Origin of the sequence: Moritella sp. 24 (genome assembly GCF_018219155.1) — a bacterium.
Lineage (GTDB): Bacteria > Pseudomonadota > Gammaproteobacteria > Enterobacterales > Moritellaceae > Moritella.
The window spans coordinates 4,156,380-4,178,263 of the sequence record NZ_CP056123.1 but is presented as its reverse complement, the minus strand read 5'-3'; the positions used below and the strand labels follow the sequence as shown (position 1 = coordinate 4,178,263).

Sequence of the window (21,884 nt, the reverse complement as noted above, 5' to 3'; positions counted from 1 at the left end):
TCATCATCGGCTATGCCATCTATAAAGAATTAAACAAGGAGTAATACCATGCCATTACCATTGATTTACTTAGGGTGCGGATTGATTTCAGGGTTCTTATTTGCCGCGAATGAAACCAAGGTTACAAGTAACTATAAATCTAAACGTGCTTAATTAAACAAGCATCCGTTCGGATATTATGACGTAATGAAAAAGTCATTTCCCAGTTGAATTCAGGAAATGACTTTTATTTTTTTTTCTAGGTGATTCTATTAATGTAAAGGGAGTCTCAACTTCGTTAATCCCCCTCCCTTTACATTAATCCATATATTAGTGAATAAATTACCCACTAATACAGACATACCAATAAATCACACCCAATACCCGCTATCAACCATCACCTCTGATTTTAGCAACTGTGCTATCAAACTCTTCAATAACCTTACGGCAGCCCCAATTAGGTCGGCTAGATATACACACGATGAAGTGCGCACGAATTCTACCGATATCAGGTATAGCACCATGTACCATTTCAATGTCATTTACGATGGCATCGAATTCCTTGACCCGAGCCTTAGAACCTTGGTTCGCTTTAAGTATTACCTTTGCCTTAAACGCTTCAACAAATAAATTAAATGTACTCATTTTTTATTTTCCCTATGGATTGTATAGCCCTTAGATGAAACGTTAGGACTATTAAAATTTTAACTAATTTATTGTTGATTTCATTTGCTAGTTAAATGAGTACGTTTGATTTTTCGTTTTAGTTTATGCAGTAATTTTATTATAGTTCAGTGAGTTGAGTGGGTGTGTGATTTACACGTAGGGGTAGATATAACAATGACACTCACATGTCCAGCTCAGTGTGAGTATCAGCATGACGCTAATGTTTTATTATTCGTTAAGATAATCAATTCATGATGAACTTAGTCGGCTTTATTTTTGTTCCCTTTTTATCTATAAACATTTTCGGGACAGTTTGTTCATAGAGTCCTTTTAGGGATAGGTGCTGATGAAAACGTTGTAATGTATGTTCGACGCTGAGTTTGTCACTAAGCCCGTTTGTTGATGTTAAATCTGAGATACAGTTACTCAGTAGATTTTTTTCTACTAATGAATAAGTAATATTAGGTAGTGATGAATCCCAAAGTTCTAATTTATTAAAAACAGGCTTTCCCGTAAATGGGTTGTTCACTATAGGTTTGAATACTTGCTCTATGACTGTTTTATACGTCAAAGTACTTCGAGCTTCGTTTGATAACTTAAGCGTAATAGTTAGTCTATTCTCTTCCTTTTGAACTGTAATACTGAAATTGCTTGTGTGGTCGAATAGATAATCATATATATTTTTTTCTTTCAGTGGATTATAGAATTTTACAGGTATATATCCGTACGCCTCGGAAGGTCTTAATAGTAGACATATTGCTGGATTAGATGCTACGTCATCATCTTCATTATCATCAACATTTATTATGATTAACTCTGCACTTATTGGTGTTTTCTTCGGTCGTATACATTTATATTTTGTAAGGTGGCTTCTATACCATTTACAGTTTGGTTCAATAATATGCTGTTCGGTATTAGGTGATATATCTTTAACTGCATTGAGGAATAATTTATAGCTGTGATTATCAAATTTTTTCTCTTCAGATATCAAACCGCCTAACCTTTTTATAATTAATTTATTCTGTTCATACCATGGTGGGAACTCATCAATATTAACTGTAACAATAAGATCGATTTTCTGAAAACTATCATCATTGGCGTTATTCTGTTCGATGACTGTATTCGTTATTAGTGTGAGATTTACATTATATTTATTATCTAAACTTTTCAGTGTCTGAAATGGTGTTTTTGTCTTATACGTTGAGTGGGCAGAACGTTTTGGCCATGTACTCTCGATATTGGCTTTCTTAAAGCCGTGTATTAGTGATAATGCTGCATCATCAGGGCTCAACCCAAAAAGTCGTTTAAAAGTGGCAATGATTAAATGTTTTGAATGTGTTGTTAACTCTTCTTTTCTTCTAATAAATAGCTGAATTTTCTTTTTCATCATCACAGGCTTTTTTCTTGGCATCGTAGTTTCCAATCAAACAAAAATGTACTTATTTTTATATATTACCTTTTTATAGCTTACTAATCTTAGGTGTTTTTATTTTGATGTGGTTGGTCTATACCTTGTTCAATGGTTTTAGCATTGAAATTGTAACCGCTTGATAATCAATATTCTCTGCGCATGATTTATTTATACAGAGTTAGATTTAATGAGTAATCCCCCTATTGATTTTACCCAAAAGGTACTCAATGCCTTGATTCGCCCTGCTAAGGGTGAACAAGGTGTTGAGTATCGTTGGAATCGTAATCCCCGTCTTCGAGTTCTTGCTACTCATAAAAGCATGCGCTGGCTTGTTCGTTTTAGCTGGAAAGGTCAACGTTATTACGAGTCATTCGGTACGTACCCTGAAATGAAATTTGCTGAATTTAATCAGCTAGCTTACCAATTCATTGCTGATGTTCAATCTGGTGCTTATCAAAAAGGTACTCGCTTAACGATTCAGCAGTTCTTTGATGAACATGCAGTGCCTTATAGCCTCAAGCATCACCGCGCTCATAAAACTTTTATGTCTAGATCTAAGCTGGTCATGAAATTATTGGGTGATAAGCGTGTTTCGGATATCACTCGTCGTGATACTCAGAATTTTTTGAATAGTCTTGAAGAACTTAGTAACTCGACCGTTAATCGTTATAAGGCTTTTTTATCCAAGCTTTTTTCGTTGGCTGTAGATCTTGAAATTATCGATAAGAACCCGTGTAAAGGTATTAAAAAGTTACCTGAGAATAACTTTAAAGATCGCGTGTTATCGCCGAAAGAGGCTGAATCATTTTGTCGCCATGCTTGTAGTGATAATAATTTTTATCATGCTAGTGCGTTAATGCTGAGTTTGGTGAGCGGTATGCGCATTGGTAATGTTATCAGTCTGACTCGCTCTATGATTTCCGATGACCTTTCTTCCATCATGTTACCTATAACTAAGTCGGGTAGGTCGCAACGGATCTATTTATCTGAACCTGCGAAACGTATTTTACGTAAATGCCTTGATGTGGCTTTTAACCATTGGGTGTTTCCGTCAATGATAAATGAAGGTGAACATATTGGTGCTCCGCGTGCTTGTATGGATCGAATTCAACAACTGATGAAAGAAGATGGATCATGGGCTGGGTATTTCACCATTCACGATCTGCGTAGAACCTATGCGTCAACCATGTTGGCTGCGACTAACGATATTCGATTGGCACAACAGAGTCTTGGTCATTCGAGTGTGAGTGTCACTGAGCGTTATGCCTACCACCAAAATATTCACTTAGCTCAAGCATCACAGAAAACCGTTGATGTAATGCTACCTAACTTTACTTTTGATTAAGGGCGATAAGATGAAAAATGCATTAACTATTGAAGAATTTGCTACGGAGTACAACTTGAATCCATCGACTGTGCGAACCAATGTTACTCGTAACCCTGAGTCATTGCCTAAAGTGTTGCGTATTGGTCGCAGTGTACGCTTTCTACGTACTGAAATTGATAAATGGGAGATAGCATTGTTAGCACAAGTATAAGTGGCATTCCCTTTACCCTGTAAAGTCCAAAGGTATCGATATAGATGTCTTTGGACTTTTTTGTATCTACGTTGCAATACAATCAAACAAAAACGTACCTACTTTGTATTTATGTACTTTCTAGTTACTCGTATTTACAGGGAACCATTAATAATTATCGCCCTTTGTGGCGTCTTCTTGATATCAGCCCTACGAATAAAATATTTCCCCAATCTCTAAAATCCTTCCTTATCAACTTAAGGCGTTGCTTTTAATTTGATTTTTAGAGAGGGCGATAAATGTCCTTATTGCTCTTTAATAATTTAAACTCTTAATTGAAGGAAGACTATTATGTCGACTACAAAAACACTATTCGTTCGTACATCAAACGGTATCGTAAACGCAAGTGCAGGTACTACTGCTGTCCACTCAGAAGGAGTAACCGTATTATTTGATATGCAATGTCGTCAAATCATTTTTGATAACAGCGATAAGTCATCTGAGCTGTTTGAGAAAGTGAAGCAACGCGTTAAACCATCTAAAGACTATGCCATCGTACTTGAAAATGGCGGTTTTATTGATGCTCGTATTATTAAAGAAGCATTTGAGTCGCCGAAGACTGGTCACTTACTTGTTATTGGTCTTAATGAACGTCCACTCTATATCTTTGATAAAGAGAAATACTCGGATATCTCTGGTCTTTCTGATGCCATTGCTGAGGTGCTTATTGACATTAGCGATGATAAAAAAGTGTCAGCCATTGAATGGTCTGTATACCAAAAATAATACTTTGGTAAATAACACACTTTTTAATTAAGGCTCCCTTGCGGAGTCTTTTTTGCATCTGGGGAGCAGAAAAATGAATAACGAATTAATGGTATGGGAACAGGAAGCGCCTGTAGTACTTGATTTCAGTGATGAAGATAATGGTTCATTATCTATGTGGGGTGAAGGAAATCTTGTCGATTACGAAGCTGAGATCCCCACTGCCCGATATGAAGAAAAAGTAAATAATTCCTCTGCTAAGAGCAGGGGTAAAGATAAAGCTAAAAAGAGTAAGCGTAGAATCGGTACTAAGTTCTTTGAACGTCCTACTGTGTCGCTGGATACCGAATACACGGAATCACCCTGTGGTACTTACAATCGTATATTGAGTTATCAATTTGTGGTGCGGCATGGAGATAAGTCATCAAGCATTATCTTATACCCTGAATCAACGAAGAAGTCTGGTCGATTAGCTTTGGATAAATGCTTGGTTTTGGCATTAGAAAAAGCAATGGCTGAAGATGTATTAACATGCTGGCCTACCGATATTATTTTGGTAGCTCATTTTCTCAAAGCGGATTTATTTAACTTCAGTAATGCTTTTGAACAGCTTAAAACTCACGTCAAAGGATTACGTAAGACTGTTGCCAGTCTTGATGAACCTTACGGTCTTGATCTTGATGAGGTCTTATCTCGTCGTATCGATAAAGAACCGTTGGAAGTTTATGATAAAACCCGCAATTACCACACCTTATACATTACCTTTTACGACAGTATGTTGTTATCGCCAAGCGGTAAGTCTTTGTTTAATATCGGGATTTTGGTAAATAAACCGAAGCTTAATATTCCTGCGACATATTCAATATCACGTATGGATGAATATCGAAAAGGCGATCCAGCTGGTTTTGAAGCTTACGCTATGAACGATGCGATTATTACATCACTTCATTTTGAACGCATCTCTAAATTCTGCAAAGATATCGGTCTGAAATCTGTCCCATTCACTATCGGTGGAATTGCTGTAAAAGCCTTTGTAAATGGGCTTGCAGACAGTAAAGGTTATCGTCAGTTATTTGGTTTTATGAAAGTAACTAAAGAAGTTTGGCCTGTTGATCGTAATGAACCACTGACGCTAACTAGAGATGTTCCTGTAACGGCAAGAATGACGTTGGAAAACTTTGCAACACAGTGTTATCACGGTGGTCGTAATGAATCATTTATTTCTGGTCCTACACATATTGATACATGGAATGATTTCGATGCCCCTAGCTGTTATACAGCGATTTCCTTAGGGTTAAAAAATTTAGCGTACGATCGTATGTTTATGACCAAAAATCTTAATGATTTATTTGGTGATAAATGTGCATTGGCTTGGGTTCGCTTTGAATTTCCGGCCTCGACACGTTTCCCTAGTTTAGCTGTACGCTCAGATAAAGGCTTGATATTCCCACTTACTGGTGAAACGCACTGCACTGGACACGAGCTTGAGGTTGCATCTAACCAAGGGGCGATCATTACCATCAAACAAGCGTTCGTGATTCCTTGGGCTGATGATGTTCGTATCTTTGAAAACTTTATGGGTTGGGTGAGGGAGAACAGACAAGCGAATGAGAAAGGCGGCTTCGAGGAACGTTTATTTAAAGAGATCGGTAACACGCTTTATGGCAAGTTTTCACAATCTCTACGTCCTAAAACTGCATTTGATATACAAGCTGGTTACTCTAAACAGCTTCCACCATCAACACTAACTAATCCATTCTTTGCAGCCTATACCACGGGACTTGCTCGTGCGCTAATGGGCGAAATGGTTGCTAGTATTCCTGAACATAGAACCGTCGTTTCACTTACTACAGATGGAATGCTTACCAATGCAACTTTAGATGAGTTTGATCTTAACGGTCCTATCTGTCAACGCTTTCGTGAACAGTTTCATCGCATCGATCCTGACGGTGGTGAGATCTTGGAATTGAAACATCAAGCGAAGCAACTTATTGGGGCAAAGACTAGAGCTCAATATACAGTGCTGGAAAGTGAAGGTTTTGCGCCTATTCTAGCTAAAGGCGGTGTGATGGTTGATCGGAGAGTGGTCAATCAAAATGCTTATATGGTGGACCTTTATTTAAATCGAGTGCTTGGTCAGCTGACTGATGGTTCTTATTTGACCTCTACTCGTGAAATGTTCATTGGGCGTAAAGACATGATGAATGAACAAAGGGATATTTTATTGAACATGGAATTCGACCAAAAACGTGAACTTATTACTCCTGTAATGATTGATGTTAAAGGTCAGTCCCATATTAGTTTGCAGTCCAAACCGCATCATTCTTTAGACGATATGTTATTTACACGCTTACGATTTGATCGCTGGCGTAAGAATAATTGCTTGAAAACGATGGATGATTGGATCATTTGGCAAGACCGTCTAGCAATGGCTAAAGCATCAAAGAATAAGTCTGTGAATCTAAAAGCCGATGAAACTTCGGATAGTTTTATGGCTCGTTTGTTCTTGCGTTTTTACGGGCATGAACATGCTGGGATGCTTAAGTCAGATATTAATGCTGCTCAATTGGCACTATGGTTGACGGTTCAGGGATATCCGATTAAAGCTGCTGCTGTTCGAAGTGGCGGTCGGAATAAGTTGGTTGAAGGTGCTGTGCCTTTAACCGAGCTAACAATCAAGTTTGCTAAATTGTTGGTTGCGAAGTTTCCTCACTTCAACCCAGAACGATTGTTTGAAGCATCATCACGACCTCAATTACGTGAAGCTTTAAAGCAATAAATAATATTTCTTCGTAAATACCTATATATCGAAGCCCTTATGCGATAAGGGCTTTCTTCTCATGTGTGAGTTGAATGTAGGGGATACAGATAAACATCAACACACACATTTCAAATATCAATTAATAGCTACATCCTGTGGCAAATTTTAACTTCAACACGGAGGGACTAATCATGTCCAAAAAACCAAAATATAAATTTTACGCTGCTATTAACGATACAGAAGCTCGCGTTGTAACTACATGGGCTGAGTGTGCTGCTATCGCAATCGGTAAACCCGGTGGTGATAACAAAGGTGCTTTTACACATGAAGAAGCAGAGAAATATCTTAAGCAGTTAATTAAAGAGCGTACCGCACGACTGAAAAGTAATAAGCCTAAGCGTAACCGTTACTCTAATTCATCACCTAACCCTAAGATGGACTTATCCTATCTAGCTAAAGTTGGTGCACCTAAGCAGCCCAAAGTCGTCACATTAACTTGCAAGCTTGGTACTGGTGGTAATGGTTCCACGATTAAGAGTTTAGATTGCGATACGCATATTATTAAAACATCTAAAGGTGCTACACCTGCGCAGATGTACCTAGAGCTTGGTTATGAGGCATTAAAGCTGGCGGATAATCATATTAAACAGGGTGCTGATACCGTTGAAATTATCGGACTGAATGCGAGTGTAGGTAATACCTTAAATAATTTCGCACCTAACTGGAAGACAAACAACTGGGTAAATTCTTCGGGTAAACCTCCGGCTAATCTTGAGGTGGTGCAATCAATGCTTGAATTATATGAGCAGATTAAGGTCAAGGTAACACTGGGCACTAAACAGTCTAAAGCAGCCTATACAGACATCTTACCGTTTTAAACATCCCATCAACTTAACCCCACGGTTGCAGAGCTTGTCGATGCAGCCTTGGGGTTATTATCTTCTTTATTTTTATTATATTTCGGAGTTACAAATGAATACTGAAAATGTACATATTGTTGATGGTGTTGAATTCGCTAGTCGTTCTGCTGCTGCCCGTCATCATGACATTGAAGCTAAATTAGTTAATGAACGAATGACTAAATTTGGTTGGTCATTAGCACAAGCTGTAGGTGCTGAATCACGGCCTAGTAAAGCGCATAGTAAACCTGTTGAGATTAACGGGGTTAAATATAAGAGTGTTAGTGAAGCGGCTAAGGCATTAAGTATGGCTAAAACGACATTAGCGGGGGAAGCTTAAGTCTGGTAATGGTATTGAAGTACGCGAACAACTGAAAGGTCAGTCAAAGCCAATGTTCTATAACGACACTCTATACCCATCTGCTCGTCACTTGTTACTGGCGAATCCTAAGCTGGTTGCTGGTGGTGATATTGATAATATGATTGCATTATTGAACCAGAAAGCCCGTAGATCTAAAGCTAAGGGGGAAAAACAGTGGATGTCGTTGGATGGTGTTAGTGCGCGATTAGGCGTTGATAAGCTACGATATATGGATGAATTTGATGCTTGGGTTGATACGGTGAGTAATCGAGTTGGTGATGCTGGAATGGCAGAGATGTTTTATTCTTATAAGCCGTAACGCTGTAGAGCTTTAAATTATTTTGAAAAGGCACTATGACTGCACTGAGCGTATGCGAGGTGTCGTTGTAGTGCCTTTTATATATTGGTTCACGTGTAAATGACTCTTCGTGTTGCACTGAAGGTGGGATCAAACCTTAAACTGTATTCATACTATTAACTCTATAATCGTGAATCCACTTGTTATAATCTGCGTATTCGTCTCTTTATTATCGTCATTTTTTTAAATTTAAAAATTAACAGTAGTGCTATCAACCTTATGCAAAAGTAGGTTTTTTGGAGATAGTAATGTTTAGGTTATAAACTTCTACTGTTGTATAGCAAATCTTAGTGCGTCGGGGTACAAAGCAAGCTAAAATGTTTTAAATCTGTTTGGTTGGGTGATCTCTTTTGATTTTTTACCAATACAAAAACCTAAAAACGTTAAGATATAGATGATAAAAAAACTAATACAATTAGAACGCGGAGATATTGACTGGAAAACATGGGCTTCTGGTAATTTATACTTTGTTTTCAAACACATATGCTTTAATGTGGACTCTGGCTTTGATGGTCCTATTAGTTTGGAATGTTTGCTTGATTTTAAGCTGCCAGTGGACTTGAACATATCAAAGTACGAGTCATCTGCTAAAAACATAATTGAGTCATACTCGCAGGAAGAACTTGAAGGTATAAGTGAGTTGGTATTTTCTTTCGCTAAAAATTATCAAAACAACTCATGCTGTTTTTTCTCTGAATTATATGAAAAGCTTAAGAAAAGAGCTTTAAAGAGTACATTCAAAGAAATTTTAACTCCGGGATCTGGTGTTAAAATACAAAATGAACGATTGTTTACCACCACGCAGTTTTTTACTGATGATTATATGGCCCGTTATCTTATTAAAGAATCATTAAGTGCAAAAGTTAAAGTTATAGATGTTGCTTGTGGTGGGGGGAACTTTTTAACTATAGCCTTAGAAGAAATGTTTAATGCTAAATGTTTGAATAGTAATCATGATTATTCCTCGATAGTCGAAAATTTATTATCAAGTCAATTGATTGGTTTTGATATTGACCAAAGTATGGTTGAACTATCTAGAATTAGTCTATACACGAAAGGAAGCACTCTCGCCAAAACTCTTCTAAAGGTTGAGCCAGTTATACAGCCTTACCGCTCGCAATATGGATTTTATGACATAAAAGAAAAAATAGAATTAGGGATCGATAAATCTCAACCAACGATGTTTCTTACTAATCCACCTTTTGCGGGAAAAAGAGATATAACGGAAGATCTGAGAGAGCACTTGAAAGGTAATTTCCCTCTATCTAATGGCGATATGTGTGTGTCATTCCTTCAGAATATGATGTCTATCATGCAAGAAAATGATGTCTTAGGTGTTGTTATTCAAAAAAGTTGGATGAATTTAAAATCATTTAATAACTTCAGAGAAATGTTTCTAAATGACTATAAACTAACTAGTTGTATAGATCTCGGTGCCGGTGCATTTCAGGCAATTTCAGGTGAAAAAGCATCTGTAGCTCTTGTATCTATACATAAAAATCAGAAACATGAACGATATAAAACCCTATTTGTTAATCTTACAGGTTTAACATTTAACGAAAAGAAAAGAATTCTAAATACTGGTGATATTAAAGATCTATCTGTTAATGTGGACTTAAAACTACTTAATATCCATGGCGATAACTCATTTAAATATCAGTTGGGATCAACGGTACTGAATATATTAAACGCTAATGGTTCTTATCGTGATTTTGCAACTCCAATGCAAGGCTCAAGTACAGGTGATCATAAAAAGTTCATAGATTTTATCTGGAAGAGAAAAGATGATAAAGAATGGAAACTTGTAAGTAAAGGTGGTGGTTATTGCCAATGGTTTGGTCTAAATCACTATTGCGTTCGATGGGGGGATAATGGGGAGCTGATTCGACAAAATAAAGGTTCAGCTTTAAGGAATGTTGATAAATTAGAAAAAACACAATTAGTTTTTAGTGATACAGGGACCTTAGGGTTAAATGTTAGGTTAAAAATTGAAGGGCAAATATTTGTTGCATCAGGGCCTGGAATTCATGTGAAAGAAGGTGATGTATATAGCCATTTAGCATATTTGAACTCAATTTTAGCTAGTTACTTGATTAGAAATTTTAGTCCGAAATTAACTATCGCAGCAGGTTATATTGGAATGCTTCCTATGACTAAGGAAATTGCATTTAATGAAGAGCTTAGTGCGCAATCTAAAGAAGTTATAAAATTAAAAAAAGTAAAGCATAATTATTTGGTTAATAATTATTTATATGAATTTGATAATTTCAACACCGACGGAAATAAAATTATTGAAGTGGTATTGTCTAACATTATTTCTGATGTGAAGTGTGCATTCAAAATTTTCCAACTGGAAGATGATATCAATAGTAAAATATTTCATCTTTTAAGTTTACCTTTAGATGAAATTGAAAATATTGATAAGAAAATGTATCCAAGGAAATACCTACCTTTTGATAGTTACAATATTACCGATTTAGATAACGTTATTTTTTCAAGTTTAGATAAAGCCACTGAATTTAAAGGTTGTAAAACAAAAGGTAATATATTAGGAAATGATAATGTAATGAGTGTTTTATCGTCTCATTTCGATCCTGACATTAATAATATAATGGGAATTTTATCTGGTAATATAAATGGTTTGAATAAAACTATCGTGCTTTACTTTGAAGACTTTCTCCATAAGCTAGTTTTAAAATGTATGGGTTTTAATGATATATCGAATTGGTCTGAAATTAAAATGAATATTAAAGATGTAGAGTTTAATTCACAAGTTTTATTTCCTAATATTCAAGTTGAGTGTGAAGAACATCTAAGCTTAAGTTTTACATCGTGGCTATCAAATAGACTACCCGTTATTCACCTTGAAGTTTTTAAAGGTGCACCAATCCTACACTTTTACGAGAATTTTTTGGAGCTTAAATAAATATGAAATATCTCATTGATGATAAAGCTTATAATGAAATTATTAGCTTTATGGAGACAAAATTATCTGACTTTATTCCGCTCCATTATATAGATGTTATTGAAGATCCCCTTGAATATAAAAAGGTTAAATACGATATTTTAGCGTCGATCGTAAATGAATTATGCCGCAGAGTTTTAGGTTGTGAGCTATCTAGTCATGCTTATATATCAACATTGCCCTTGATAATGAATGCTGACTATTATTGTGAACTAGAGGTTTTACTTACTCGTTTATGTCCGAATGAGATAAGCAGGATGTCTGAGGTCGAAGAGTTATATGAAAATATAATAGCTACTGATTTCACATTTAAAAATGGTCAGATTGAAGCAAATATATTACACGGTGGTCGGAATATTCAAGGTGCTTATTTTACACCTAAAGAATTATCAGATAATTGTGCCAGTTTTTTATTTTGGAATCATATAGAAAAATCGTTAGGATTTAAAAAAAATAAAATCAAGCACTTCAATACTCAACAAAAATCTCAAATTATAGGTTTGATATGTTCATTCAAGGTAGCCGATATATCAAGTGGTGTTGGCCGGTTTTTAATTTCTTACCTCAGAGTAATTAAAGAATTTTTTGACCTTTTAGGCGTTGAAGGAAAAGAGCAGAAAAATAATTTCAGAAAAATAGTTCAGGGTATATATGCTGTTGATATTGATTATTTAGCATTAGATATTGCAATGTTTTCTATAGCTGAATTTATAAATGACCCTTTGTGTATAGATGATATGAAAGGTAACTTTATTTTAGGGAATCCGTTGTTAACGAATAATGATAATGCTACTTGGGAAGAAAAAATAACTATTTTTAACAGTGGGATTTATTATTCAGAATCGATGGGGGTTGACCTTAAGAGACTGTTACCAAAATTAGATATCATTCTCGGTAATCCTCCATGGGAGAAAGTTAGGCTGGAAGAAAAATCATTTTTTATGGAACTCGCTCCAAGTATTTTAACATTGCATAATAAAAAAGAACGGGAAAAGTGGATTTCAGAATTATTTGTAGATAATGAAAAATTATATAATTACTATCTTAAGGCTAAGTTATCTTACGAAAAATCGAAAAAATTGATAAAAAACAATCCCTATTTCGAACATTCTAGCCATGGAGAGTTGAATACATACGCTTTATTTACTGAGTTGGCCGAGAAGTTAGTTAACTCTTCTGGAAGTGTTGGGTTATTGGTTAAAACAGGACTTTTAAGTACCTCTGTAAATAAATTCTTTTTTAATGATCTAGTTAATCGGAATAGACTTAGTGTTGTTGCTGATTTTATTAATAAAAAGAAAATATTTCAGATCGATGGTAGAGAACGTTTTTGTTTTTTAATAAATGCTTTAAATGAAAAAAATAGTTTTAGTTATGCTGGGTTGCTCCAAGAGTCAAAAGAGATCTTAGAGGATAAGTTTTGGGACTTTCCTTATCAGGCATTAAAAGAACTGAATCCCCAAACTGGTATGTTGCCTACCATTAAAGATCCAGCAGAGTTGTCTTTTTTGAGAAAAATTTACTCTAATTGTTCTACATTTAATGAAGTTTTTGGAGCCGCTCATTATGGGAGACTCGTACACTATACTAGTCATGCTGCTGATATAGTGAATTCAAATTTAGAAGGAACCTTACCAATATATGAAGGGAAATTTATCCATCAATATGATGGTAAATTTTCTACTTATCAAGGTTTGGATGAAGCAGCAATTTATTCTGGTAAGGCTTCGGCTCGTATTCTAAATGATGTAGAGAAGGAAGATTGTAATATTGTACCTCAATCTCGCTTCTTTATTTCAAAGGATAAATGGGACAGAATAACTAAGAATTACTCTAAAAATTATTCTTTAATGTGGCGCAGTATGTCATCAGCGAGTAATACTCGAACATGTCTCGCTACTATTCTTCCTCACTGTCCTGCATCACAATCAATTCAATTTCTCCAATTAGACAGTGAAATAGAACTAGCACTAGCATTGTCTATTATGAACTCAACAGTTTTCGATTATTTAGTCAGAATGAAAATGTCTGGTATTGACTTAACACAGACGGTAATTAAACAAATAGCTGTGCCATCACCTGATTTATTTCAACGTAAAATAATCGTGGAGAATATAAGCATTTCTATTTCTGATGCGATATTAAACGGTGTTGTAGGGTTATTGGGTAAAGATTATAGAAATAGAAAGTTCTGTGACGCTATTTCACGGCAGGCTGAGTTAGTAACGTATTGTGCAGATCCAATATTCTTGGACGCTTTGGTGGCCCATTGCTACGGAATTTCTATTGACGATTATGATTATATCCTTTCATCTTTCAAACTGGAGTGGGATAAACGAAAAGGAATTGATTTTTTTAAATCGTTTTAAGTTGAAATAGATACAATAAGTGGGCTATTTTTTCTAAGCCCATTTATTTTTCTAACAACATAAGATGTGTTTAAGCTGATCAATTTTTTAGTATGCCAAATTTTTTAGATTTGGCATTTGCTTTATCTATTTTGATACTCTTTGACTCTATATCCTTAATATGAGTTGCGTGATCAAAAAGTTCCATTTTGTAATGATCTGTGTCCATATAGGTAAAAATACAAACTTGATTCACAAACCCTTTCTGCTCCCCATTATTCAGCAACTTTGTAAACTTGATACCTGAATCTGATACCCCTCTAAGTGATAATCTAAGACTTCCATTCGATTTTCCTGTCACTTTTGACACAGGATAAATAATATCATTACCCTTGAACGTAACTCCTTCATAATCTATTGATATTCTTTTCAAAAGAGTTGTATTTTCATAATTATGTCTGACCTCTGATGGGGGTAATCCAAATAAACTAGATGCTCCTGGGATTATGTTATCGTGGCTACTAATACTTATATCTAAGATATTTCTTGAACCTCCAGTACTCAGACCTGTCTCAAACCAAAATTTGTGTACTAAACTAGGTAGTTTTTCTTCTGGGGTCGGCACACTAATTTTTTTATTCTTCGAAGTTTCTTTTTCCTTATCAGAAGCTTTGGTACCTACAGATCTTTCTATACTTGGGAAATCTTGTTTTAATAAATTAATTTGAGAGGCAGAGGGTGACTTTGAATAAGCTTTTCTGGTTTTAGACTCTGGTGGTACTATGCCAGAATCTAGTAGTAGTTTTATTAAGCCTTTTGTAAGCACTTTTTCATTTTCACTTAAACTTGATAACGCAGTGTTTAGTTCTTCGTAAAAAGCTAAGTCGTCTGGCTCGGATAACTTTAAATTAATCGCGATATTTGCCTCTATATTTTTAAGAAACCCACTGTCTGTTAAGTTTGATGACCCTAAAATAATTCTGCACTCTTCCTTACCTTCAAAAATATAAATTTTAGGGTGAAAAATAAAATTGGATGTAGTGTAAATGATGCTTGTGCTGAAACCACTATGAAGAAGTGCCTCTAAAGCTTCTACAGAAGTACCGCCTTGATCCACGCCAATATAAAAAGAAGTATTTAAATTACCGTGTGAAGATAGTAGTTCAGTTAATTTTGAAACTTTACTTCTAGTAGCAAATGCAGAATAAGCTCTAAACGTAGTGTAGTTATGATGTTCATTGATAATTGTTGATTCAATTGCGCTACCAATTGATTGTATTGTGCAGTTTTTACCAAACTGGCCTAATAATTCTATTTTCATAATTACTCCATATCATCTGATTAGTCAACACATCAGATGATATGGTTTCTGGCGTAACTTGTCAATATTTATCTAATCCGATTAGGTTGTTTTTTGTTGATATAGTTAATATGAAATTTTCTTATGAGGCTGATTACTTTTATTAAGCGCAATGGTTCTAGAGTTTAGTCATTTATTTATAGGTGTAATTCCTGTACGTATCAGTAGTTAACTTGATCTAATACAATCCCAAATTATGGACAAGAATATCCAACAAGATCCTAGTGTTTATAATCACAGTAAAGGCGTCTCAAGGAATTCAAAATCCTCTTCCGAAAGGAGTGATGGCTCAAGTCCGTCCTCGGGCACCATATTTAAGTAATAGAATAGAGCCTCAACGAAAATTAGCTCTCGTCCATATCCAGTACTTTTGCATACAGAATCTGTGGGTAAGGGAATCTCACTAAATTCAAGACTGTCTTGTACTTTTAAGATGGTAAGTTTTACTGGTGGCTGTTAGTGAAAGCATGGACGTGGGGTCGCTTGAATCGGTATGCGTAATGAGTTATTACTGAGGATATAGTACAGTAGCTCTGCATTTAAGCCACTACAGTACCATTACTGTTTATACTATTTTTGATGTCTTTAATGTAAGCTTGATAACGCTATGCTCTGCTGGCACGCCCAACCTAAAAGGGAATCCATAATGGCCGGTACCTCGATGTACATATAACTTGGTCTTATTTATTCCCCATAAGCCATGATCTGGCGATTTCGAAAATAGACTCAGTATCGTCGTTTTAAACCCTAGGCTCAGCAAACCTATTTGGCCACCGTGTGTATGCCCACTTAAAAATAAATCTATATCATTATTAGTTGGTAGATCTAAAACATGACTAGGATCGTGTAATAGGGCAATACGCGCGATTACCTCCCTTACTGCAGGTAAGTCCTTAACCGCTTTACTCAGTTTCGATGCTCTATCTTTAAAATGAAAATCAAATCCAATCACTTGAACAGCACCAAGTCGTGTTTGTACTGTTTGAGCTTCATCTATCAGCAAAGTAATATTATTGTTCGTCAACGCTTCCCTTACTATTTCAGGGGCTTCGTGATCATGATTGCCCATACAAGCAAACACTTTCCCATTATAATCTTTTAATGGCCTTAGCGATTGCGACAGTATTTGTGCAGATCCCTTGGACTCCATCGTTAAAAAATCACCGGTTAATAAAATGAGATCCGGTTGTTCCTTTACCGCATTTTCACAAATACGTTTAAGCCGTGCAACGGACATATACGGACCTAAATGCGGGTCTGTTAACTGTACTATATGTAGTTTGTCGTTATTATTCGAACTTGGCTTAGCTAAGTCTAATCGACTTAATTTTGATGGGTTTTCGTTATCATTAAGATCTATAAATACATTCTCTTTGGTAACTTGAAAATTTTGTAATAACCCTATCCCGCCGAGTATATAAGGGATATATAGAAAATCAGTACTATCAAGGAACAGTAAGGACAGTGCCCAAGGAAATGCAATTATAGTCGCGCCTAAAAACCACTGACCAGGCCAATTAACCAAAATTCGCATCCAAACAGGCTGCATTTTAGGCCGAACAAGAAGTAGGGTGTCGACAAACACTAAACTATATAACAGCAACACAATGAAAGGAGGGACGAAGCTAACTAAGGAGTCAAATAAAGTAAGAAAAACCAAACTGTATATTGTTAAAATAACGCCTCTAAAAATGGCAAATTCCTTCGAACGAAAGAACCAATTAATAACAAAATTAAACAACAATAAAAATAACGTTATTGTGCCGATATTATCCAAAACAATATTCAATTCATTCATCCTAGGTAGTGATTATAAATAGCATTCACAACGATATAAGGTTCAAGGCTGTATTCTTTCGATGTGCTAAGTTTACGCTAGCCAAATTAAATAACAATTGAAGTAAATTGAAAATAACTTTTACGATGGCGCAATAATGATGAAAGTATTGTAATGGTGTGCTGAATCTAAAATTATTTATTGGCGAGGGAGATCTAGATGAAGTTTTCATTGTTTTTACACAATTATTTTTACTGCTATCAAGAAAGAGCCTCAGTGTTACTGAAACTCTTTTTATTTTGAAAGTAATAAGACTGCAATCAAGTACCGATTAGCTCTGTGGCGGTGTACTTTCACAGTTAGATACAACGGCATCTATCTGTACTAAAGCATCCATAGGAATAGCTGAAACACCAATGACAGTTCTTGCAGGAAGATCACCTTTAAAGAATGTTGTGTAGATTTCATTTACTGCATCAATATCATCGATATTTTTAAGTTGGATGTTTATTTTAACGACATCGTCCATCACATGCTCAACACTTTCTAAAATTGCTTTAATATTATTTAAGCACTGCTTTGATTGGTCTTTTACATCGCCAGCTACTATTTCATTTGTTTTTGCGTCTAAAGGTAATTGACCTGCAATATGATTGTAGTGAGAAAAAGCAACAGTATGTGAATATGGTACTTCTGGGGCATTGTCGGTATTGTTTGCTTCTATAACAAGTAGGCGGCTGTCTTCTGGAAGTTGTGGCGGTGTACCATCGCCATGTGATACTGATGTATCAATTTGTACTAAAGCTCCCAAAGGTAAAGCGGAAGCGTTAACGATTGATCGTGCAGGTACATAATGGGGATAAAACTTGGCACAAACTTCGTTTATCGCTTCAACATCCGAGATGTTTTTAACGAATATAGTTGTTTTAACGACATCGTCCAGCACATGGTCGATACTTTCTAAAATAGCCTTAATGTTATTTAAGCATTGTTCAGTCTGCTCTTTTACACCGCCAATAATCAGTTCACCTGTTTTTGGATCGATAGGCAATTGAGCTGAAATATTATTGTAATGAGAAAAAGCCACAGTTTGTGTCGATACAGAACTTATTGGTGCATTCTCAGTGTTTCTTGATAGTTTTATAAGTGAGCAAGGCGCTTGTGGCGTTGTACCTTCACCGTTCGAAATAAGCGCATCCATTTGTACTAAAGCATCATTCATCGGTAACGCCGCTACTGCGACAACTACTCGTGTAGGAAGTGTACTTTGGAAAAATGTTGTATAAACACCATCTATAGCATCAATATCGGAGATACTCTTAACGAATATATTGATTTTAACAACGTCGTCCATCACGTGACCGATACTTTCTACAATTGCTTTAATATTTGTTAAGCACTGCTTTGCTTGGTCTTTTATACAACCAATTACGATATCACCCGTTTGAGGGTCTACAGGTAATTGAGCTGAAATATTATTGTAATGAGAAAACGCGACCGTCTGGGTTGATACTGCGTTTTTTGGTGCATTTTCTGTGTTTCTTGACGCTTTTATGATGTTAGTGCTCATATCGGTATACTCCTATTTGAAGGTTTATTTATTTTGTTGATTTGTAATCATTTTTGTTGAAAGAAGTATACGTAATAGAGATGAACAATCTTTGAACTTACTCACGAAATAAATTATGAGGATAGAGCTATCTGATTGATTTAAAATGACTTATTATGCTTGGCTATATTTTCATTATCATTTTTCAACGATGAAAATTGTTATTTTATTTTAAGTTGTTGATTACACTGGGTTTGATTGTTTGTTGTTTTGTTGTAATTAAGTTAATTATTTTAACTTTTAAATGTTATTCAGATTAAATGATTATATATACATAATTTAATAGTTTTTTGTTTTTGTAATTTGCTAGCTTGATCATGTTTTTACTTGAGAGGCGATTAAGTCTTGGTTATGTAGCAAATATGATGCTCATCTTTGCCGCTTCTGAACGCAGAACCTATGTGTAGGCTATCTTAGTAGATAGGGACTGGGTAAAAGGAGAGTCAATGATGAAATGTAAGATTCTATTGAGTTGGTTTTTTAGTGTTTGGTTTACTTCTGTTGCACAGGCTGGGTTTCTTGATTTCACGGAAGTTAATAACGGTTATTTGAATTCGACAACGATATCACTTTCTAATGCCACCATTAATTCATTTGGAACAGACTCTTTTGTTTATGCTCCTGGTGATTTTGGTGCTCTCGGAGGCGGAGGATTCTGTAGTATTGCTGGTGGATCTTGTGAAGGCAGTGCTGAAGTACTTTTTTCTGATTCTGTTTCTGATCTGACATTGAATACGCAGTTTTTTGATCGAGGTGATTCTGCATTACTGGAGATTTATAGCGGTGCTATTTTACTTTCTAGTATTGGTGTCATATCTGACACGATTGTTGATTTCACCGGCTTTAGTGGTATTACTAGACTGCTGATAACAGATTCAAGCACAGGTTCTGGTTTTGCCTATACTAATTTCGAATTCACCAGTGTTTCAGAACCCGGTGTATTAATCTTGATCATTTTAGGTCTTTTAGGATTCGCGATTAGAAAGAGGTTAGCAGAATGAGCGTTCGTTCTATCTGGCCTATCTTATTTCTTCAGGAATAAATTAATTCCTAATTCCTAATTCCTAACTCTTAATTCCTTACGTTATAGCTCTAAAGTGCGCTTCAATAAACGTCATACCTTCAAATTTAATTGTGAATTCCCAATAAAACCACGTCTGTTGTAAGAGGGTGTAAGGTGTTGTAAGCGATAGGCTTCAATATCAGAAATAGAACAAATAGTATGTTACGTTTTTATTCCTAGCTCGATATATAAGGGTAATCCCTGTGGGCAATAATGATGCTTTTTGAGTGAATAGTTTTATGAATTCAAATTATAATAGGAATCGCTAATATGCCACTTCAAAGTCAACCCCACTTAGAATTAGATTTGGATCTCATCAGTAATAACTTAGGTAAGGCTGGTGTATGCTCGAGAGAATTCGATAAATGGTTAGATCGGTTAGAAAAAGCGTACGGAAAACGTAATGCAATCAGAGCACTTCCAGCTTTGCAAAGAGGGGTTGATGGTGTTTACTCGCTACTTGAAGCGATGAAGTATCAGCATCATAAAAATCGCAGTAGTGCATATGAGTATGGTATATCCGCAATTACTGAGGATTCAACTTGGCAATGTCTTGTGGCTTCTGCGATGCGCCATTTTCCTGAGCAGGTTAAAGTTGTAAGACCGAGTCGAACCCCGCATGAAGCGATTCGAGATAAATGTGTTAACCGGACATTTTTTAATTTCATTTTTCAGAAGCAACGTTTAGCTGAAATAATGAAACCGAGTATTATCGCCCAAGGTGAGTTAGGTCGCCTACAAGTTCAGATTCTTGACGCTCAGATATCCTCTTTAGAAAAAGCTTATAATGAGCGAAGCCAGTTTAATGAACAAGTATGGAAAATTCTGAATGATTACAAATGTCGCCAGAGTCTTTTGAAGGCCTCTGCGAATGATGGTGGTGATAGTTATTTAGATGCGAGTGTTGAGTTGTTTGCTGGTTTAAAAGTTGAATACAGTAAGACCTGGGACTTTGCGAATATTATCCAGAATAAAGTAACAACAAAAGCTTCTATGGGTACTCACTTTAAGGCAAAAGTTAATATTGCTGATGAAGTTAAATTTGCTAGCGGCAGTGCTAAAACGAGCTCTTCTACTCCGATGCAATTAATTCCTGGTATTGATTTGGGCGTAAATGCAGAGTTAGCAGCCATGGTTGGGGCAAAAGTTACTGTTAAGCATGAGCTGACTGTGGGTCAAATTATGGCGATGACCAATGAAGCAGAGCTATTCGTTGGTGCGGAAGTAAAGGCTTATTCTAATTTTGCTTTAAATTCTAAGAATATTTATGACAAAGATGAAATTATTGTATGCAAACTTGGTGCAAGTGCGTTCGCGGGCCTAAAAGCAACAGGATCGAGTACGGTGACTTTTAAAGCGCGTGGTATTAATGCTGCGTCAGCTAAAATTTCAGGGACTGTTTCGGCAGGTATCGGCATAACAGCCGAAATTGAAACTAAAATACAAGGGTCTGGAGATATGACCCTTAAAATGGCATCTGGTGTGACAGCCGGAATAGGTGCTTCAAGTAGCTTTGCTGCCACGGTTAATCCTATCGCGCTTAAAGTGATTCTATGGGATGGTTTTGCGCATCACCTGACAACCAAAAAATATCAAAGACGCAAGAATGAAAAGCTCGATCGAAATTTAAATACAGTGGCCGTTGTACGTTGTAGTGAACATGCGCTTATGTCATTAAATATGCTAGAAAATGATTATAGAAAGATGGCTGAGGAACTTTGGCGAATTCCGGTCGATGCAAATTTTTCAAATGGTACTTATCATGATGATTTATCTCGAGGGGTTGAGCTTGATGATGCTTATACACGTTCGGTTGAGATGAATAGTGATAAAGGGATGGAGAAAGAAGAGGAGGGTATTATGCGTAGTTCTCAGGTGCTAAGTCGCTCGTCTGCCGTTAACAAATCGCATCTAAATAAACAATCTCGCGGTCGAAAAGCAATACGAAAAACGAAAGGGTTATTAGCCATACAGCCTCCGGTAGGGGCTTGGGTTTAGTACCTTGTAAATAATAACAAAGCCTCATATTCGATGAGGTCTTGTTA

Annotated in this window: 16 protein-coding genes; 11 read left to right on the top strand and 5 right to left on the bottom strand. The window is 36.0% G+C overall.

The genetic code is table 11. The features are described from left to right. Positions 1-369: 369 nt before the first annotated feature. Both HWV00_RS18630 and HWV00_RS18625 read right to left on the bottom strand, forming a co-directional pair. The gene (locus HWV00_RS18630; protein WP_211683722.1) at positions 370-624 is read right to left on the bottom strand and encodes a hypothetical protein; all 255 of its coding nucleotides are present in this window, start codon (positions 622-624) and stop codon (positions 370-372) included. A gap of 265 nt (positions 625-889) precedes the next feature. Then, positions 890-2,056, bottom strand: a complete 1,167-nt coding sequence (locus HWV00_RS18625; RefSeq protein WP_211683721.1) for a hypothetical protein — start codon at positions 2,054-2,056, stop codon at positions 890-892. Between the two features lie 187 nt (positions 2,057-2,243). Here HWV00_RS18625 and HWV00_RS18620 point away from each other — a divergent pair, with 187 nt between their 5' ends. The 9 genes from HWV00_RS18620 (at position 2,244) to HWV00_RS18580 (ending at position 14,051) form a co-directional block, all read left to right on the top strand. Then, positions 2,244-3,401 carry a site-specific integrase gene (locus tag HWV00_RS18620; RefSeq protein WP_211683720.1) on the top strand — a complete coding sequence of 386 codons (1,158 nt, stop codon included), beginning with the start codon at positions 2,244-2,246 and terminating at the stop codon, positions 3,399-3,401. A gap of 10 nt (positions 3,402-3,411) precedes the next feature. Further along, positions 3,412-3,594 (top strand): helix-turn-helix domain-containing protein, encoded by a 183-nt coding sequence (locus tag HWV00_RS18615; RefSeq protein WP_211683719.1) that lies wholly within the window; start codon positions 3,412-3,414, stop codon positions 3,592-3,594. A gap of 330 nt (positions 3,595-3,924) precedes the next feature. Next, on the top strand, positions 3,925-4,359 hold the full coding sequence (locus HWV00_RS18610; RefSeq protein WP_211683718.1) for a hypothetical protein: 435 nt from the start codon (positions 3,925-3,927) through the stop codon (positions 4,357-4,359). 73 nt (positions 4,360-4,432) lie between these two features. Then, complete coding sequence (locus HWV00_RS18605) at positions 4,433-7,117, top strand: hypothetical protein (protein WP_211683717.1); 2,685 nt, start codon at positions 4,433-4,435, stop codon at positions 7,115-7,117. A gap of 173 nt (positions 7,118-7,290) precedes the next feature. Continuing rightward, positions 7,291-7,977 carry a hypothetical protein gene (locus HWV00_RS18600; protein ID WP_211683716.1) on the top strand — a complete coding sequence of 229 codons (687 nt, stop codon included), beginning with the start codon at positions 7,291-7,293 and terminating at the stop codon, positions 7,975-7,977. Between the two features lie 94 nt (positions 7,978-8,071). Further along, on the top strand, positions 8,072-8,338 hold the full coding sequence (locus tag HWV00_RS18595) for a hypothetical protein (RefSeq protein WP_211683715.1): 267 nt from the start codon (positions 8,072-8,074) through the stop codon (positions 8,336-8,338). 52 nt (positions 8,339-8,390) lie between these two features. After that, positions 8,391-8,678, top strand: a complete 288-nt coding sequence (locus HWV00_RS18590) for a hypothetical protein (protein ID WP_211683714.1) — start codon at positions 8,391-8,393, stop codon at positions 8,676-8,678. A gap of 433 nt (positions 8,679-9,111) precedes the next feature. Continuing rightward, positions 9,112-11,643 carry a hypothetical protein gene (locus HWV00_RS18585; RefSeq protein ID WP_211683713.1) on the top strand — a complete coding sequence of 844 codons (2,532 nt, stop codon included), beginning with the start codon at positions 9,112-9,114 and terminating at the stop codon, positions 11,641-11,643. A 2-nt stretch (positions 11,644-11,645) separates the two neighbouring features. Continuing rightward, positions 11,646-14,051: a hypothetical protein gene (locus tag HWV00_RS18580; RefSeq protein ID WP_211683712.1), complete on the top strand. Its 2,406-nt coding sequence runs from the start codon at positions 11,646-11,648 to the stop codon at positions 14,049-14,051. A gap of 79 nt (positions 14,052-14,130) precedes the next feature. Here HWV00_RS18580 and HWV00_RS18575 read toward each other — a convergent pair whose 3' ends face one another. The 3 genes from HWV00_RS18575 to HWV00_RS18565 form a co-directional block, all read right to left on the bottom strand. Further along, on the bottom strand, positions 14,131-15,351 hold the full coding sequence (locus HWV00_RS18575; protein ID WP_211683711.1) for a phospholipase D family protein: 1,221 nt from the start codon (positions 15,349-15,351) through the stop codon (positions 14,131-14,133). 604 nt (positions 15,352-15,955) lie between these two features. Beyond that, on the bottom strand, positions 15,956-17,179 hold the full coding sequence (locus HWV00_RS18570; RefSeq protein ID WP_211683710.1) for a metallophosphoesterase: 1,224 nt from the start codon (positions 17,177-17,179) through the stop codon (positions 15,956-15,958). A 319-nt stretch (positions 17,180-17,498) separates the two neighbouring features. Beyond that, the gene (locus HWV00_RS18565; RefSeq protein ID WP_211683709.1) at positions 17,499-18,737 is read right to left on the bottom strand and encodes a RidA family protein; all 1,239 of its coding nucleotides are present in this window, start codon (positions 18,735-18,737) and stop codon (positions 17,499-17,501) included. A gap of 485 nt (positions 18,738-19,222) precedes the next feature. On the opposite strand from HWV00_RS18565, the gene HWV00_RS18560 reads away from it, so the two are divergent. Then, entirely contained in the window at positions 19,223-19,777 is a 555-nt protein-coding gene (locus HWV00_RS18560; protein ID WP_211683708.1) for a PEP-CTERM sorting domain-containing protein, read from the top strand. 332 nt (positions 19,778-20,109) lie between these two features. After that, positions 20,110-21,837, top strand: a complete 1,728-nt coding sequence (locus HWV00_RS18555; RefSeq protein ID WP_211683707.1) for a hypothetical protein — start codon at positions 20,110-20,112, stop codon at positions 21,835-21,837. The last annotated feature ends 47 nt before the right edge of the window (positions 21,838-21,884 follow it).

Coding starts and splice junctions, on each gene's coding strand:
- HWV00_RS18630 (WP_211683722.1), bottom strand. CDS start 624: ATGAGTACATTTAATTTATTTGTTGAAGCGTTTAAGGCAAAGGTAATA.
- HWV00_RS18625 (WP_211683721.1), bottom strand. CDS start 2,056: ATGCCAAGAAAAAAGCCTGTGATGATGAAAAAGAAAATTCAGCTATTT.
- HWV00_RS18620 (WP_211683720.1), top strand. CDS start 2,244: ATGAGTAATCCCCCTATTGATTTTACCCAAAAGGTACTCAATGCCTTG.
- HWV00_RS18615 (WP_211683719.1), top strand. CDS start 3,412: ATGAAAAATGCATTAACTATTGAAGAATTTGCTACGGAGTACAACTTG.
- HWV00_RS18610 (WP_211683718.1), top strand. CDS start 3,925: ATGTCGACTACAAAAACACTATTCGTTCGTACATCAAACGGTATCGTA.
- HWV00_RS18605 (WP_211683717.1), top strand. CDS start 4,433: ATGAATAACGAATTAATGGTATGGGAACAGGAAGCGCCTGTAGTACTT.
- HWV00_RS18600 (WP_211683716.1), top strand. CDS start 7,291: ATGTCCAAAAAACCAAAATATAAATTTTACGCTGCTATTAACGATACA.
- HWV00_RS18595 (WP_211683715.1), top strand. CDS start 8,072: ATGAATACTGAAAATGTACATATTGTTGATGGTGTTGAATTCGCTAGT.
- HWV00_RS18590 (WP_211683714.1), top strand. CDS start 8,391: ATGTTCTATAACGACACTCTATACCCATCTGCTCGTCACTTGTTACTG.
- HWV00_RS18585 (WP_211683713.1), top strand. CDS start 9,112: ATGATAAAAAAACTAATACAATTAGAACGCGGAGATATTGACTGGAAA.
- HWV00_RS18580 (WP_211683712.1), top strand. CDS start 11,646: ATGAAATATCTCATTGATGATAAAGCTTATAATGAAATTATTAGCTTT.
- HWV00_RS18575 (WP_211683711.1), bottom strand. CDS start 15,351: ATGAAAATAGAATTATTAGGCCAGTTTGGTAAAAACTGCACAATACAA.
- HWV00_RS18565 (WP_211683709.1), bottom strand. CDS start 18,737: ATGAGCACTAACATCATAAAAGCGTCAAGAAACACAGAAAATGCACCA.
- HWV00_RS18560 (WP_211683708.1), top strand. CDS start 19,223: ATGATGAAATGTAAGATTCTATTGAGTTGGTTTTTTAGTGTTTGGTTT.
- HWV00_RS18555 (WP_211683707.1), top strand. CDS start 20,110: ATGCCACTTCAAAGTCAACCCCACTTAGAATTAGATTTGGATCTCATC.